This is a genomic window from Streptomyces sp. WM6378 (genome assembly GCF_001279695.1).
Classification (GTDB): domain Bacteria; phylum Actinomycetota; class Actinomycetes; order Streptomycetales; family Streptomycetaceae; genus Streptomyces.
Window position 1 is genome coordinate 58216 of sequence record NZ_LGDD01000177.1, and the last position, 16144, is coordinate 74359.

Genomic DNA, 16144 nt, shown 5'->3' on the forward strand with positions numbered 1-16144 from the left:
GACCTCGTTCGCTGACGTGGGGCAGAGCGGGCAAGTGGCGGGTGGCTGACGCGAGTTGAGGTCAGGGGCCCGGGGCGATGGCGCGGCGGCGTTCGGCCCGGGTGAGGGGCCGGGCGCGGTAGGCGGAGGCGGGGACGGGGCCGAGGGCGGCGGCGCCGTACGGGGCGGCGGGCTCCTCCTCGGGTGGCTGTCGCGAGGCGCAGAATCCGCAGCGGTCGCCGATGAGCTCCATGGCGCACCAGCGGCACTGTTCGCGGCGTACGGAGGCGACGAGTTGGTAGAGGACCGAGATGTCGGGCAGGTAGGCGGCGAACTCGGTCAGTTTGCCGGTGCCCCACCAGGTGGCCGAGTCGGCGGGCAGGGTGGTCTCCTGCACGGCCTTGACCTGCCAGGCGGGGGCGAGGGTTCCCGTGATCCAGTCGGCGTTGGCGGTGCCGCGGGCCAGCAGGAGGTGGCAGGCGAAGTCCGGCCCGGCGAGGGCGCCGGCCGGGCCGACCTTGGCGAGTTGCGGCTCCGGGTTGGCGAGGACGGCGAACTGGCTGCCCGGCATCCAGGACTTGGCGTGCGAAGTGAGGCCGACCGGGATGCGCTCCAGGCGGGTCACGGAGTTCAGGACGGCGCCCGCGTGGATGTAGTGGGAGAGCAGCCGGGCCGCCGATGCGATGACGCCGGGGCTGAAGTCGCAGACCGAGAGTTGCCTCAACTGCCGTACCAAGATGGCGAGTCCGAGCGGCGGCAGATCGGATTTGATCAGGGTGATCCGATCGGTTTCCAGGAGAGACCGAACGGTGTGCAGCCGGTGTTCATGGGCGGCGTCAATTGATGCCGGATAGAAGGCGACGACGTAGCCGTGCTGTTCCAGAAGACGGTGCATGTCGACGAGCGCGGCATCGAGGGGCTGGGCGTGCGGCGACTGGAGCAGCGCCGCGAGCGGCGTCTGCGGATCGGTCGGCGGCAGCACCAGGTCGGGGCTGGTGACGGCTATCGCGGTCGGCACGTCGCGGGCCCCCGTTCACTGATCGCGGTCGCCACCTTGCGGCCCCCGTTCCCTTCGGACGCGCGAGCGTGTGCGAGCCCCCACGACCGCAACTGATCACTGCAATTCCCACCTGCCTCAGCACTTTATCCACGACCTACCGGCCGGAGAACCGTCTTCTCCTTTCCCGTGTGCTTCCGCGGCCGGTTTTGGTGCGCGTGGGACGGGAGTTGCGTTGAAAGCCGGCCGACCCTGCGGCCGGAATTGATCCTTCGCTCCTGGAGCCGCTCGACGGCGGCCACGGGGCGGACGCCATGGGGAGCCGGGGCACAGGACCGTATACGGGTCGTCGCCAGAGGTCTTGACAACCCAATTGGTCTGGACCATGTTGTGCGACCAGGACGCCCCACCCCCACTTCCCCACCCCCACTCCCCATGTCCTCCTCTCCTCCCAACTCCCCTCCCGGAGGCAGCAAGTGAACCGTGCAAGATTCGGTCTTGCCGTGGCCGCGGCCGGCGCGCTCTCCATAGCCGGCCTCACCGGCGTCGCGTCGGCGGCCGACGTCAACAACGCCAAGAACGCCGGGTTCGAGTCGGGCCTCGGCGGCTGGAGCTGCTCGGCCGGCAGCGGCTCGGTCGTCTCGTCCCCGGTGCACGGCGGAACCGCCGCGCTCAAGGCGACGCCGTCCGGGTCCGACACCGGCCAGTGTTCGCAGACCGTCGCCGTCAAGCCCAACTCGACGTACACGCTGAGCGCCTGGGTGCAGGGCAGTTACGTCTATCTCGGCGCGAGCGGCACCGGCACTACCGACGTCTCGACCTGGACGCCGGGCACCGGCAGCGGCTACAGCCAGCTGTCCACGACCTTCACCACCGGCTCCTCGACCACCTCGGTGCAGGTCTACACGCACGGCTGGTACGGCCAGCCCGCGTACTACGCCGACGACATCTCGGTGTACGGGCCCGACGGCGGCGGTGGCGGCGACCCCGCGCCGACGATTCCGGCGGCTCCGGGCGGCCTCGCGGTCGGCTCGGTCGGCTCGTCCTCGGTGGACCTGTCGTGGGGCGCGGTGTCCAACGCCACCGGGTACAACGTCTACCAGGGCGGCACCAAGGTGCAGTCGGTTACGGGCAGTTCGGCGACCGTGACCGGGCTGAGCGCGTCGACCTCGTACCAGTTCCAGGTGACCGCGACCAACGCGGCGGGCGAGTCCCCGAAGTCGGCGGCGGTGACCGGCACGACGTCGGCCGGCGGCGGCAACCCGGGCGGCAGCGGGACCGTACCCAAGCACGCGGTGACCGGCTACTGGCAGAACTTCAACAACGGCGCGACCGTGCAGAAGATCAGCGACGTGCCAGCGAACTACGACATCATCGCGGTCGCCTTCGCGGACGCCACGACGACGCCGGGCGCGGTGAGCTTCACGCTCGACACCAACGGGCTGGGCGGCTACACCGTCGACCAGTTCAAGGCGGACATCGCGGCCAAGCACGCGGCGGGCAAGTCGGTGATCATCTCGATCGGCGGCCAGAACGGCACGATCTCGGTCAGCGACTCCACCTCGGCCAGCAACTTCGCCAACTCCGTCTACTCGCTGATGCAGACGTACGGCTTCGACGGCGTCGACATCGACCTGGAGAACGGCCTCAACTCGACGTACATGACGCAGGCGTTGAAGTCGCTCTCCGCCAAGGCGGGCAGCAAGCTCGTGATCACGATGGCCCCGCAGACCATCGACATGCAGTCCCCGTCGAACGAGTACTTCAAGACGGCGCTCAACATCAAGGACATCCTGACCGTCGTCAACATGCAGTACTACAACAGCGGCTCGATGAACGGCTGCGACGGCAAGGTGTACTCGCAGGGCTCGGTGGACTTCCTGACCGCGCTTGCCTGCATCCAGCTCCAGGGCGGCCTCGACCCGTCGCAGGTCGGCCTCGGCCTGCCGGCGTCGACGTCCGGCGCGGGCAGCGGCTACGTCTCCCCGTCGGTGGTGAACGCGGCGCTCGACTGCCTGACCCAGGGCACGAACTGCGGCTCGTTCAAGCCGTCGAAGACGTACCCGGGCCTGCGCGGCGCGATGACCTGGTCAACCAACTGGGACGCGTCCTCGGGCAACGCCTGGTCGAACGCGGTGGGCCCGCACGTCCACGCCCTGCCGTAACGCAGCACGTTTCAGCAGCGCCGTCCGGGGGCCGGGCGGCGCTGCTGTCACGTTGTGCCTACAACGTCACGGCTTGGGCAGCGTGCAACCGGCCCGGGTCAGATCGATCTTGCTACCGGCCCCGATGCAGGGAACGATGATGTACGTCTCCTCGGCGTAGTTGATGCCCTGGCGGACGGTGACGTTGCCGTTCTCGTCGACCTCGCACGGGTTGTTCTCCGTGCACTGCTCACCGTCCTCGTTCCCGGTGTTGTTGACCGCGACGACCTTGCCGGTGGCCGTGTCGATCACCGGGGAGCCGGAGGTGCCGCCGATGGTGTTGCAGGACGAGGTGTAACGGACCGAGTCCTTCCAGGTCCAGTCGCCCTCCTTCAGCCGGTAGACGAAGCCGTCCACGTTGCAGCTGTAGGTCCGCTTCCAGTACCCGGAGACGACCTTGATCGCCGAACCCTGCGTCGGGTGCGCGTCGTTGAGGGTGAGCGCGCTGATCCCGTAGCTGCTCTGGATCTTGGCGTACGTCGTGTTGAGCTGGTAGATCGATATGTCGGTGTCGGTCATCGTGGCGTACGAGACCTTGGTGGCGCGCAGGGTGGCGACCTTGGACCCCGCGGCGTTCAGCAGCGAGAACGAGCGGGACGAGGGCTGGTCGGTGATGACCTCGCCGGCGGCGGGGAATCCGCTTTCGAGGCAGTGCCCGTTGGAGAGCACGAGCGCGGGGTCGTTCGGCTGTGAACTGGGCGTACGGATCACGGAGCCCGAACAGTTGCTCAGCGCCACGGTCCCGGCGAAGTTGACCGCCTTGACGGCGGGTTGGGCGGGGGCGGCCTTGGCGGGAGCCTTGCTGTCGGAGGGCTGGGCGGCCGCGGCGGGCATCGCGCCCGCGGTGGCGAGCAGCAGGGCACAGACGGCGCCGAGTGCGCCGACGTAGGACTTCTTCATGTGGGGGTTCCCTTTTTGAGGGTGCTCGGATGATGAAGGAGTGCGGTGACGAAGGAGTGCGGTTTTGTCATGCGCATTGTTGAGGGTCCACTGGTCAACGGGCAAGTGGACAAAAGGAGTTGATAGAGGGAAGGGGGATGGCCGAAGCAGCCGGTAGAAGGCAACCCCCACCGGCCACCCCCTCGCCTCCTTAGATCACCAGGCTGAGCAGCGCCGCCACCGCGAAGCCCGCTACCGACAGGACCGATTCCAGGACCGTCCAGGACTTCAGGGTGTCGCGTTCGGTGATGCCGAAGTACTTGGCCACCATCCAGAAGCCGCCGTCGTTGACGTGCGAGGCGAAGATCGAGCCCGCCGAGATCGCCATGATGATCAGGGCCAGGTGGGCCTGGGAGTGGCCGGCGCCCTCCACCAGGGGGACCACGATGCCGGCCGTCGTCACGATCGCCACCGTGGCCGAGCCCTGGGCGACGCGCAGGACGACCGAGATCAGCCAGGCCAGGAGGATGACCGGGAGGCCTACGTTGTTGAAGGTGGTGGCCAGGGCGTCCGCGATGCCCGAGGCCTTCAGGACCGCGCCGAAGATGCCGCCCGCGCCGACCACCAGCAGGATGTTGCCGACCGGCTTCAGGGACGAAGTCGACACCGTTTCCAGGGACTTGCGGGACCAGCCGCGCCGGATGCCGAGCAGGTAGTAGGCGAGGACCAGGGCGATCGTCAGGGCCACGAACGGGTTGCCGAAGAACTCCAGGACCGAGCGGAGGGTGGAAGGGTCCAGGGCGATCGAGGAGAACGTGGCGGCCAGGATCAGGAGCAGCGGCGTACCGATGATGGCGAGGACCGCGCCCAGCGGCGCCGGCTCCTCGCGCGGGGTGACCCCGGCGGCCTGCTGTTCGGCGGCGACGGCGGCCTTCGCCTCCTCGGCGGCCTCCAGCATGTCCTGCGGGACCTCGACGAAGATGCGCTTGCCGATCCAGGCGGCGTAGCCCCACGCGGCGAGCACGGACGGGACGCCGACCAGGGCGCCCATCAGGATGACCCAGCCGAGCGAGACGTGGAACAGGCCGGCCGCGGCCACCGGGCCGGGGTGCGGCGGCAGGAAGGCGTGGGTCATGGACAGGCCCGCGAGCAGCGGCATGCAGTACAGCAGGATCGACTTGCCGGACCGCTTGGCGGCGGCGTACACGATCGGCGCGAGGACGAAGATGCCGACGTCGAAGAAGACCGGGATGCCGAAGATCAGGCCGGTCAGGCCCATCGCGAGCGGGGCGCGCTTCTCGCCGAAGAGAGTGAGAAGGCGGGTGCTCAACACCTCGGCACCGCCGCTGACTTCGAGGATCGCGCCCAGCATCGTGCCGAGCCCGATGATGATCGCCACGTGTCCGAGGATGCCGCCCATGCCGGACTCGACGACCGAGACGGCGGCGGACTTCTGGACCGTGCCGAAGAGCTCGGTGACCGACAGGCCCGCGCCGAGGCCGACGGCTATCGACACCGCGAGCAGGGCGACGAACGGCTGGAGCCTGACCTTGATGATCAGGAAGAGCAGGAGGGCCATGCCCAGGACGGCGACGGTCAGGAGACCGGCGGTGCCGCCGATGACGGGGAGGATGCCGCCCGTGTGGACGGGTGGTGGTGGGGTGGCGGCCGCGACAGCTTGGAACAACATGTGCCAACTCCGTTGTACAGCAGGGGGGTTCCAGGGCAGGGGGGACCGCGGCACGGCACCCCGGCGGTCCGGGGCGCCGCGCCGTGCGGCGGGTCGAGCGGTGGGGCTAAGGGCACTGCGGCAGGATTTCCTTCACGGGTTCCGCTGGGACTACGCGTCCAGTACGGCGAGGGCGTCGATCTCGATGAGCAGGCCCGCGGGGAGACCGACGTACACGGTCGTCCGGGCGGCGGCGGGCGCCTTCAGCCCCTGCTCCTCGAAGTAGGCGTTGTAGATCTCGTTCATCTCCGCGAAGTGGCCGACGTCCGTCAGGTAGACGCGCATCATCATCACGTCGTCCCAGCTCGCACCGCCCTCCTCCAGGATCGCCTTGACGTTGGCGAAGGTCTGAAGGGTCTGCTCGCGCAGGGTGGGCCCGGCCGGGGTGGGCGCCTGGCCCTCGACTGCCGGCAGGAAGCCGACCTGGCCGGCGACCTGGAGGATGTTCCCCTTCCGCACGCCGTGCGAGAACTTGGCGGGCGGGGTGGTGTGCGTGGCCGGGGTGATGGCGGTCTTATCGGTCATCGGAACTTCCTTGTGCGGGTGGGGTGTTGGGGGCGGTGCCGGAGTACTCGCGGCTGATGGCTTCCGCGGTGCGGCGCACCTGGGGAAGCAGGGTGAGGAGTTCCTCGGCGGTGACGACGACGTTCGGCGCGGAGACCGACATGGCGGCGACGACCCGGCCGTCCGCACCGCGGATGGGGGCCCCGATGCAGTTGATGGACTCCTCGTGGCCACCGAGGTCGGTGGCCCAGCCCTGTTCGCGCACCGTCGCCAGCTCCTTGAGGAAGGCGGCGGCGTTGGGTGTCGAACGGGACGTGTAGGTGGGGTAGTCGAGCTTCTCCGCGATGGCGCGGCGCTCGGCCTCCGGCAGGTCGGCGAGCAGCAGCTTGGCGACGGCGGCGACGGTGATCGCGACCGGCTTCCCGATCCGCGAGTACATCCGCACGGGGTAGCGGCTCTCGACCTTGTCGATGTAGAGGACCTCGCCCTCCTCGTGCACGGCGAGGTGGACGGTGTGCCCGATCCGCTCGTTGAGCGCGACGAGGTGGGGGTGGGCGATCTCGCGCACGTCCAGGTTCTCGACCGCCTCCTGGGCGAGGGCGAAGAGCCGGGCGCCGAGCCGGTAGCGCTGGTCCTCCTGGCGGTAGACGAGGCCGTGCTCGTGCAGGGTGCGCAGGAGCCGCAGCGCGGTGGACTTGTGCACCCCGAGCCGGTCGGCGACCTGCCCGAGGTCGGCGGGGCCCTGCGCGAGCAGCGGCAGGATGCTCAGCGCCCGGTCGACGGTCTGACTCATGGCGTACGTACCTCCTGGTCGTCCCCCGTCCACCCGGGGCCGAGACGAAGTCTCCCCCAGTCGGTGTCGTCCAGGGCCACGAGCCGGTCGGCGTGTGCGCGCGCCGGGGGCTGGGTGAGGTCGCCGGGCACGGTGAGCACGGCGGCCGCCATCAGGTGCCCGTGCCGGATGCGGTCGCGTACGGGGAGGCCGCGGAGGGTGGCGCTGAGGAACCCGGCGGCGAAGGCGTCGCCCGCGCCTACGGGGGCGACCACGTCGACGCGAGCGGAGGGCGCGGAACAGCCGGCTTCGCCGGAAGCGGGGGAATCCTCGCGGTCGAACACGGTCGCCCCGGCCGCGCCCCGCTTGACGACGAGTACCGCCGGCTCGGGGAGGGCGGCCCGTACCGCCGCCGCACCGCGCAGCCCCCACGCCGCCTCCGCCTCGTCCTCGCCGACGAACACGATGTCCGCGCCCCGGGCGAGGTCGAGCAGGACGCGCGGACCGGCCGCGTCCCGCCAGAGGCCGGGCCGGTAGTTGACGTCGAAGGAGACCAGGGGGCGGCCGGGGCGGCGCACAACGAGGTCCCGCATCAGGGCGAGGCAGTCGTCGGAGAGGGCCGCGGTGATGCCGGACAGGTGCAGGATCCGGCCCGTCCACAGATCGCGGTACGGCACGGTCGCCGGCGACATCGCGGAGGCCGCCGACCCGGCGCGGTAGTAGAGCACCTCGTGACCGTCGGCCGCCCGGTCGTCGGCGGTGCGGAAGTAGATCCCGGTGGGCCGCACCGGGTCGCGGCGTACGGCCCGCACATCGACCCCGTACGAGCCGATCGCCTCGACCAGGTGGTCGCCGAAGCCGTCCGCGCCGACCCGGCTGACCCACTTCGCGGTGTGCCCGGTGGCCGCGAGCGCGCAGGCCACGTTGGACTCGGCGCCGCCTATCGTCCGTTCGAAGGCGGGAACATCGGCGAGGCGGCCCGGCCGGGCCGGCAGGAAGGTGACCATGGACTCGCCGAGGCAGACGACGTCGACGGGGGTGTCGGCGTCGTCCGCGGCGGCTGGGGATCCGGTGGTCACTGCTGGCTCCTCGCTGATGGGCGGCCAGGCTGGTCATTGACCCGGCGTTGGCCCGGATGTTAGACAGCATTGAGCGATATACGCAATGGGTGTTGCAGATGATGCAACGCACCCGAGGAGAGTGGAGTTTCCGTGGCAGCCACCGATCGCGAAGACAGGCTTGCGGCGCTGGGCGCCGAACGCGTCGACCACCGCTTCAAGGGGCTGCCGCCGGACGCGGAGGGGCTCACCGTCGCCGAACTCGCCGCCCAGCGCCGCGACCTCTTCACCGGCGGCTTCAGCACACCCGTCCTGACGCTGTCCGCGGAGTCCGTCGAGCACAACCTCGCCCTCCTGGAGACGTACGCGGAACGCCACGGCCTGGCCTTCGCGCCGCACGGCAAGACGTCCATGGCCCCGCAGCTCTTCGCCCGCCAGGTCGAGCGGGGCGCCTGGGGGATCACGCTCGCGATGCCCCACCAGGTGCGCGTGGCAAGGGCGTTCGGGACCGAGCGGATCTTCCTCGCGAACGAGCTCGTGGACGCGGCCGCGCTGCGCTGGATCGCCGGCGAGCTCTCGCGGGACCCGTCCTTCCGCTTCATCTGTTACGTCGACTCGGTACGCGGGGTCGAGCTGATGGACGAGGCGCTGCGGGGCTCCGCCCGGCCGGTGGACGTGGTGGTCGAGCTCGCCGCGGGCGAGGGCGCGCGGACGGGGGTGCGTACGGAGGCGGAGTGCGCGGACGTCGCCGACGCGGTGGCCCGCGTCGGGACGCTGCGGCTCGTCGGGGTCGCGGGGTACGAGGGCGAGGTGCCGCGGGCCGACCCCGCGCGGGTACGGGCCTATCTGGAGCGGCTCGTCTCGCTGGCGGTGGACTTCGACAAGGCGGGGCGGTTCTCGGGCCTTGACGAGATCGTGGTCAGCGCGGGGGGATCGGCGTGGTTCGACTCGGTCGCCGAGGCCTTCGCCGGAATCCCCGAACTCACCCTCCCCGTACTGAAGTTGCTCCGTTCCGGGGCGTACGTCTCGCACGACTCGGGGCACTACCGGAAGCTGACCCCGTTCAACCGGGTGCCCTCGGAAGGCGCCCTCCAGCCGGCCTTCCGCCTCTGGGCCCAGGTCGTCTCGCGGCCCTCGCCGGAGCAGGCGTTCGTGAACGCGGGGAAGCGGGACGCGGCGTACGACCTCGATCTGCCCTCGGCGGAGGTGGTGCGGGATGCGGCGACCGGGGAGGTGCGACCCGCGTCGGGCATCTCGGTGACGGGGCTGTCCGATCAGCACGGGTGGCTGCGCACGGCGGAGGGGGTTTCGCTGTCCGTCGGGGACTGGGTGGGGATGGGGCTTTCGCATCCGTGCACGGTGTTCGACAAGTGGGGGTTGATTCCGGTGGTCGAGCGGGACGGGGGGGTGTCGGATTACATCCGGACGTACTTCTGAGGGCGGGGGTGTTGCCCACCCACCCACCCGTACGCGCAGGACTGGACAGCCCGGCCCCCCTGGGGCTCCGCCCCAGACCCCGGGGAGCTTTCCCACCGCCCGCCCATGACGGGAGTTGGGAAGGCTGAGCCCCGGGGCTCCGGGTCCCGGCAGGACCGCCTGCCCGCGCGGCACCCGGGGGAACACGCCGGCACACCCAGAGACGTACACGAGAGGCACTCATGGACCTGGTAATCCGCAACGCCCGCGTCATCGACGGCACCGGCACCCCCTCCTACCCCGCCGACGTCGGCATCGCGGACGGCCGGATCGCCGCGATCAGAAAATCCGGCGAACCCCCGCTCAGCGACGCCGGCCCCCGCACCCGCACCCTCGATGCCCACGGCCTGGCCCTGAGCCCCGGGTTCATCGACATGCACGCCCACTCCGACCTCGCCCTGCTCCGCGACCCGGACCACAGCGCCAAGGCCGCCCAGGGCGTCACCCTGGAGGTGCTCGGGCAGGACGGGCTCTCGTACGCACCCGTCGACGACCGCACGCTCGGCGAAGTGCGCCGGGCCATCACCGGGTGGAACGGCGACGGCAGCGACATCGACTTCGACTGGCGCACCGTCGGCGAGTACCTCGACCGGCTCGACCGCGGCATCGCCGTCAACGCCGCCTACCTCATCCCGCAGGGCACGGTCCGGATGTACGCCGTCGGCTGGGACGACCGGCCCGCCACACCACAACAGCTCGACCACATGCGCCAGTTGGTGGCTGAAGGCATGGAACAGGGCGCCGTCGGGATGTCCTCCGGGCTCACCTACACCCCCGGCATGTACGCCACCGACTCCGAGCTCACCGAGCTCTGCCGCGTCGTCGCGCGCTACGACGGCTACTACTGCCCCCACCACCGCTCCTACGGCGCCGGCGCCCTCGAAGCGTACGAGGAGATGGTGCGGCTCACCCGGGACGCCGGGTGCTCCCTCCACCTCGCCCACGCCACCATGAACTTCGGCGTGAACAAGGGCCGGGCTCCTGAACTGCTCACTCTGCTCGACGACGCCCTCGCCTCCGGGGCCGACATCAGCCTCGACACCTACCCCTACACGCCCGGGTGCACAACTCTCGTGGCGATGCTGCCCAGTTGGGCCAGCGAGGGCGGGCCCGAGGCCATTCTCGCGCGGCTCCGCGACGACGACACCGCCGAACGCGTCCGGCACCACATGGAGGTCGTCGGCGCGGACGGCTGCCACGGCGTGCCCATCGACTGGGGCACCATCGAGATCTCGGGCGTGAGCGACCCGGAGCTCACCGACTGCGTCGGGAAGACCGTCGCCGAAGCCTCCGCCCAGCGCGGCGAGGCTCCCTGGACCACGGCTCGGCGGCTGCTCATCGACGACGGGCTCGGGTCCACCATCCTCCAGCACGTCGGCCACGAGGAGAACGTGCGGGCCATCATGCGGCACCCCGTGCACACCGGGGGCAGTGACGGCATCCTCCAGGGGGAGAAACCGCACCCCCGCGCCTACGGCACGTTCCCGCACTATCTCGGCCACTACGCAAGGGAATTGGGCATCCTCACGATCGAGGAGACCGTCGCCCATCTCACCTCCCGGCCCGCCGCCCGGCTGCGGCTGCCCGACCGGGGTCTGGTCCGCGAGGGCTACCGCGCGGACCTCGTCCTGTTCGACCCGGACACCGTCGCGGCGGGCTCCACCTTCGAGGCCCCGCGCACACTGCCCGTCGGCATCCCGTACGTTCTCATCGACGGGAAGTTCGTCATCGAGGACGGCAGGCGGACCGACGTGCTGGCGGGCCGCTCGGTGCGGCGGACGCCCGGGGTGCGGTGAGCATGCCGGTCGACAGTTCGCGCGCCGCCGTCAGGTAGACGGTGCGCAGGGGGCCGTAGTCGGCCGAGTAGGCGAGCTGGGTGAGCGCGAGGGCCTGCAGCGCCTTCGCGCTGCGCCGGGCGGCCACCGGCACGGCGGCCCCGACCACCTGGTCGAGGAGCTCGATCACCTTGTCGTAGCGGGGAGTCGGCGCATCGTACTCCCGCTGCGCGGCGGCAAGCAGCCCCCGCCACCGCAGCCGCCCACGGAACCGATCGGTCATGGCCACTGCCTCCTGATACATGCGGGGCGACATACATGCGGGGCGAAGGACGTACGGAGACGTACGGACACGTCACGAACACGTACGGACGCATCCAGGACGCTAGGAACACCCCCGCGCCCGGCACAACACCGCCGCACCGGACGTGGCTCAATCCGCCCCCGGCCCCGTCACGCCTTCGGCCGGACCCGCACCGAGACCTCGCCCGCATCCCCACTCCGCGAAGTGACGTGCAAAATACGGGACTTGGGGTCCCAGGCCCCCGCCACCCCGTCACCCGTGACCACACCGCCCCCGGGGAAGAACCGGGCCGGCAGGTAGACCTCCGTGTCACCGCGCACCCCCTCCCCCTTCCGCCAGCTCACCGACAGCGTGCGGCTCGGCTCGTCCCAGGCGTACGCGACCGGGTCGCCCGCGATCGCCCTCGGTTGCGGACGGTCGAGAACTGGGAGCAGCGGGGTGGGCTTCAGGCTCTGGTCCCAAGGGGCCCAGGATCCGGGGTCGTTGGACCAGTACGCCGTGCCCGCGCCCATGGCGTCGGCCATGGACCGCACCTTGGCGACGTAGGGCAGGGCGCCGGGGAGGGTGGTGTCGAGGCCGTACTCGCCGATGAGGACGGGAGCCCCGAGCCGCTTGGCGGTCTTCTCGGTCTGCTCGCGCCAGGAGGTGAGCGTGCGGTCCACCCACTTCCCGGCGTCGCCGGTGTAGCCGCCGCCGAGGTCCATGGGGAGGGGGTAGAGGTGGGGCGCGTACGCGATGCGGGCGTCCTGCCCGTCGCCTCGCGGGTCCTTCAGGTACGGGAGTCCGCTCGGCAGGCCCCAGTTGGCGCTGACGGCCTCGGGTTCGACGAAGATCCAGGAGTCGTGGTCGACCTTGCGGATCGCGCCTATGGTCTGACGGTAGAGGGCGGCGAGCGGGCCCGCCTCGAAGGCCGGGCCCTGGACGCTGCCGCCGAAGGGCTCGTTCATCAGGTCGTAGCCGAGGACGGCCGGGTCGTCGGCGAACCGTGCGGCGACGTGCGCCCAGGCGGCCGCGTAGTGCGCGCGCAGATCCCGGCTCGCCTTGCGCGTCCCCCAGAAGTTGTCGAAGGCCCGCACCGTCCCCGGCTCGATGTACTTGAGCTCCCACTGGCCCTGCTCGGCGACCGGCAGCCCTTCGTTCTCGGTCGCCCACGTCGGCGCGCCGTTGCCCTTCACCTTCGGCCCGTACACGTCCTGGTGCAGGTCGAGCATCACGCGGTAGCCGCGCGCCCCGTACCAGCGCACGCGCTCGGCGACCTGCGCGAGGTAGCCGTCGTCGTACTCGCCCGGCCTCGGCTCGACGTTCCGCCACTGGATGAGGAACCGTACGAAGTCGGAGCCGAGCGCATCCGATTCGCGCTGTACGTCGGCCTCCCTGATCCAGGGGAGGCCGTCGGGCCGGGACTTGGCGCTGCTCGCGGTGTTGAGGCCGGTCAGGACGAGGGCGCGGCCCTGGTCGTCGGTGATCCAGCGGTGCCCGGTGGCGGTGTGCGCGGGTCCCGCGTCGGCGGGACCGACCGCCACCAGGAGAGCGGCGGCCACCGCCGCCGCCGCGCCCGCCGCCGCCCACCTGATCGCCCGTAACCGCATGGCGGGACTCTAAAGGCTCCGCCGCGCCGCCAACACCCCTGTTCACGGCCGTAGTTGAGAATTGTTCAGCATCTTCTCATCGGCCGCTCCGTGCCCTAAGGTCCGCCCATGCGTCAGCTCATGCGTCTGCCCGGAGCCGAGCCGGCGGTGGCCGCCGTCGCCGGGGTCTGCCTGCTGCTCGTGCTGCTCCTGGGCCTGACCCCAGCCCTGACCGCGCTCACCGCGCACGAGGGAATGACCCTGGTCCCGAGCGCCCTCGGGGCGCCGTTCGCGCTGCCCTCGCTCCGTGCGGTGCCACTCGGGAGCACGGGCTGGCCCCAGCTCCTGTGCGAGGACTTCGCGTCGGCGGTCCTGGTGGCGGCGGCGGTCCTGCGCATGCGCCGCCATCTGCGCCGACGCCCTGAGGCAACCCGCCCCCGCCGCCTCCTCGCAGGCTGGACCGCGCTGATCACGGGCGCGGCGACGGCCGGGGGGTGGCGCGGCCTGGTAACAGCCCGAATGGTCGAGGCGGGCCCGGCGGGCTGGCTGCTGTACGGGGCGGCGGGGGCGGCGTTCGGAGCGGTGTGGGGGTTGGGACTGGGCTGGCTGCCGGGGGCGGCGGCGACGCTCTGCGTGCGGCCCGCGCAGGCGCCTCCGGCCGGTCCGGCGAACGCGGCGACCAAGGACGTCAGCCCACCCGCAGCCCGTCAGGTGACCACGGACACCAGCCCACCCGCAGCCCGTCCGGCGCTTGAGGACGAGCGCCCTTAAGGCGCGAACGGGGGTCCGGGGGCGGAGCCCCCGAAAGGGGGTTCTGGGGCACAGCCCCAGGAAACCCGCCCTTCCCCGCCCTCCAGCCCCCGGAGGGTCTCGGGGAGGGGCGGGGTGGGGAAGATCTCACCCACCCCGGCCGCACCCGCATTCCAAGCCCCGCCACCCCGAACAACCGCGCTTCCCCCGGCCCGAAGCCAACCCGCACATTGCGATGAAAGCCCGCCCCGGCGGGATCACGCCCAAGCGGCCCCAAATCACGAGGCACCCCGCGAAACACGCCCGTAAGGTGGCCGTCATGCAGGTGATCCAGTCGACGAAGCTCGCCAATGTCTGTTACGAGATCCGGGGCCCGGTCCTTGAGGAGGCGATGCGTCTTGAGGCGCAGGGCCACCGCATCCTCAAGCTGAACACCGGCAACCCGGCAGCCTTCGGCTTCGAGTGCCCGCCCGAGATCCTGGAGGACATCCTCCGCAATCTGGCGGGCGCGCACGGCTACGGCGACGCGAAGGGCCTGCTGTCCGCGCGCCGCGCGGTGATGCAGCACTACCAGACCAAGGGCATCGAGCTGGGCGTCGAGGACGTCTACCTCGGCAACGGCGTCTCCGAGCTCATCCAGATGTCGATGCAGGCGCTGCTCGACGACGGCGACGAGGTGCTCGTCCCCTCGCCGGACTACCCGCTGTGGACCGCCTCGGTCTCGCTCGCGGGCGGCACCGCCGTGCACTACCGCTGCGACGAGCAGGCCGACTGGATGCCGGACCTCGCCGACATCGAGCGCAAGATCACCGACCGCACCAAGGCCATCGTCATCATCAACCCGAACAATCCGACGGGTGCGGTGTACGACGACGAGATGCTGCGCGGTCTCACCGAGATCGCCCGCCGCCACAACCTGGTCGTCTGCTCGGACGAGATCTACGACCGCATCCTGTACGACGGCGCCACCCACACCCCGACCGCCGTGATCGCCCCGGACCTGATGGTCCTCACGTTCAACGGGCTCTCGAAGAACTACCGGGTGGCCGGCTACCGCTCCGGCTGGCTGGCGGTGTGCGGGCCGAAGGCCCACGCGTCCTCGTACATCGAGGGCCTGACCATCCTCGCGAACATGCGCCTGTGCGCGAACATGCCGTCCCAGCACGCGGTGGCCACCGCGCTCGGCGGGCGCCAGTCGATCGAGCAGCTGGTGCTGCCGGGCGGACGGCTCCTGGAGCAGCGGGACACGGCGTACGACCTGCTCACGCAGATCCCCGGCGTCACCTGTGTGAAGCCGAAGGGTGCGCTCTACCTCTTCCCGCGCCTGGACCCGAACGTCTACAAGATCAAGGACGACCGGCAGATGGTGCTCGACCTGCTGCGCGCCGAGAAGATCATGGTGGTGCACGGGACCGGGTTCAACTGGCACGAGCCCGACCACTTCCGGATCGTGACGCTGCCGTCCGCGAAGGACCTGGCGGACGCGGTGACGCGGATCGGCACGTTCCTGGACGGCTACAGCCAGGTGTAGCCCCCCGGCTCCCCGGCCTCCGATTGGGCCCGGCTCAACTTTAGACAGGATCTAAGCTAGGATGGCTTCCTGAAACACTCAGGAGGCCATTCCCATGTACGAACCGATCCGCACCAAGTCGGTCCACAGCACGATGGCCGCCGACGACGCCCCCATTCCGCACCGCTCCCGCGAGGACGAGCTGGACATCCAGCTCGCCGGACACCTCTCCGCCCTGCTCGCCGTCACCGACGAACTCGGGCTCACTGAGGCCGGGGACGCCATCGCCCGGCAGGTCGCCCGGCTGCGCGGCGGTCTGCCGCCGGTCCGCCACGCGGGGCTCAGCCGGGCCGACACGGACACCCTGCACACGCGCGCCCACGCGCTCGCGGGCCGCGCCCTTCTCGTCGCCGCCTCGCGCGCCGACACCGCCGCCGCGATCCTGGCGGCGGAGCGCATGGATGCCCACGCGGCGGCCCGCGCCCTCACCGCCGCCTCCTGAGCGGCCCCCGTTCGGCCCCGGTCCGCGAGCCGCGGAGGTCTGCGGACCGGGTGCCACACATCCCCAACTCCCGTTCCGTACGCGCCAATTGAGGTGACGTACGCATCGATTGACGTGACGTATGCGCGCACGTCGAT

The 16144-nt window shown here is 70.9% G+C and carries 13 protein-coding genes and 1 pseudogene; 6 read left to right on the forward strand and 8 right to left on the reverse strand.

The genetic code is table 11. The annotated features are described in order from the left end of the window. Positions 1–61: 61 nt before the first annotated feature. The gene (locus ADK54_RS16005; protein ID WP_078966416.1) at positions 62–997 is read right to left on the reverse strand and encodes a hypothetical protein; all 936 of its coding nucleotides are present in this window, start codon (positions 995–997) and stop codon (positions 62–64) included. A gap of 455 nt (positions 998–1452) precedes the next feature. Between ADK54_RS16005 and ADK54_RS16010 the strand changes: the two genes are divergently transcribed. After that, a complete protein-coding gene (locus ADK54_RS16010; protein WP_053726304.1) occupies positions 1453–3141 on the forward strand; it encodes a chitinase in 1689 nt (562 codons plus the stop codon). Between the two features lie 66 nt (positions 3142–3207). Here the strand turns inward: ADK54_RS16010 and ADK54_RS16015 are convergent, their stop codons facing one another. The 5 genes from ADK54_RS16015 to ADK54_RS16035 all read right to left on the reverse strand — a co-directional run bounded on the left by ADK54_RS16015 (position 3208) and on the right by ADK54_RS16035 (position 8143). Beyond that, the gene (locus ADK54_RS16015) at positions 3208–4080 is read right to left on the reverse strand and encodes a S1 family peptidase (protein ID WP_053726305.1); all 873 of its coding nucleotides are present in this window, start codon (positions 4078–4080) and stop codon (positions 3208–3210) included. Between the two features lie 190 nt (positions 4081–4270). Continuing rightward, positions 4271–5749 carry a GntP family permease gene (locus tag ADK54_RS16020; protein ID WP_053726306.1) on the reverse strand — a complete coding sequence of 493 codons (1479 nt, stop codon included), beginning with the start codon at positions 5747–5749 and terminating at the stop codon, positions 4271–4273. Positions 5750–5899: 150 nt separating this feature from the next. Next, positions 5900–6313: a RidA family protein gene (locus ADK54_RS16025; protein WP_053726307.1), complete on the reverse strand. Its 414-nt coding sequence runs from the start codon at positions 6311–6313 to the stop codon at positions 5900–5902. Beyond that, positions 6303–7085: an IclR family transcriptional regulator gene (locus tag ADK54_RS16030; RefSeq protein ID WP_053726308.1), complete on the reverse strand. Its 783-nt coding sequence runs from the start codon at positions 7083–7085 to the stop codon at positions 6303–6305. The genes ADK54_RS16025 and ADK54_RS16030 overlap by 11 nt, the downstream gene beginning before the upstream one ends. Beyond that, on the reverse strand, positions 7082–8143 hold the full coding sequence (locus tag ADK54_RS16035; protein WP_078966417.1) for a sugar kinase: 1062 nt from the start codon (positions 8141–8143) through the stop codon (positions 7082–7084). The genes ADK54_RS16030 and ADK54_RS16035 overlap by 4 nt, the downstream gene beginning before the upstream one ends. 132 nt (positions 8144–8275) lie before the next feature. Here ADK54_RS16035 and ADK54_RS16040 point away from each other — a divergent pair, with 132 nt between their 5' ends. Both ADK54_RS16040 and ADK54_RS16045 read left to right on the forward strand, forming a co-directional pair. Beyond that, entirely contained in the window at positions 8276–9559 is a 1284-nt protein-coding gene (locus ADK54_RS16040) for an amino acid deaminase (protein WP_053726309.1), read from the forward strand. Between the two features lie 206 nt (positions 9560–9765). Then, positions 9766–11394: pseudogene (locus tag ADK54_RS16045) on the forward strand (N-acyl-D-amino-acid deacylase family protein); the annotation flags it as partial. On the opposite strand, the gene ADK54_RS16050 reads toward ADK54_RS16045, so the two are convergent. Both ADK54_RS16050 and ADK54_RS16055 read right to left on the reverse strand, forming a co-directional pair. Then, positions 11324–11656, reverse strand: coding sequence for an alkyl sulfatase dimerization domain-containing protein (locus ADK54_RS16050; protein WP_053726311.1), 333 nt, complete (start codon positions 11654–11656; stop codon positions 11324–11326). The pseudogene ADK54_RS16045 and the gene ADK54_RS16050 sit on opposite strands and share 71 nt — an antisense overlap. Before the next feature lie 170 nt (positions 11657–11826). Beyond that, positions 11827–13266, reverse strand: a complete 1440-nt coding sequence (locus ADK54_RS16055) for a cellulase family glycosylhydrolase (protein ID WP_053726312.1) — start codon at positions 13264–13266, stop codon at positions 11827–11829. Positions 13267–13374: 108 nt separating this feature from the next. On the opposite strand from ADK54_RS16055, the gene ADK54_RS16060 reads away from it, so the two are divergent. The 3 genes from ADK54_RS16060 to ADK54_RS16070 all read left to right on the forward strand — a co-directional run bounded on the left by ADK54_RS16060 (position 13375) and on the right by ADK54_RS16070 (position 16007). Further along, positions 13375–14016: a hypothetical protein gene (locus ADK54_RS16060; RefSeq protein ID WP_053726313.1), complete on the forward strand. Its 642-nt coding sequence runs from the start codon at positions 13375–13377 to the stop codon at positions 14014–14016. 298 nt (positions 14017–14314) lie between these two features. Continuing rightward, a complete protein-coding gene (locus ADK54_RS16065; protein ID WP_053726314.1) occupies positions 14315–15526 on the forward strand; it encodes a pyridoxal phosphate-dependent aminotransferase in 1212 nt (403 codons plus the stop codon). 94 nt (positions 15527–15620) lie between these two features. Continuing rightward, positions 15621–16007, forward strand: coding sequence for a hypothetical protein (locus ADK54_RS16070; RefSeq protein WP_053726315.1), 387 nt, complete (start codon positions 15621–15623; stop codon positions 16005–16007). The last annotated feature ends 137 nt before the right edge of the window (positions 16008–16144 follow it).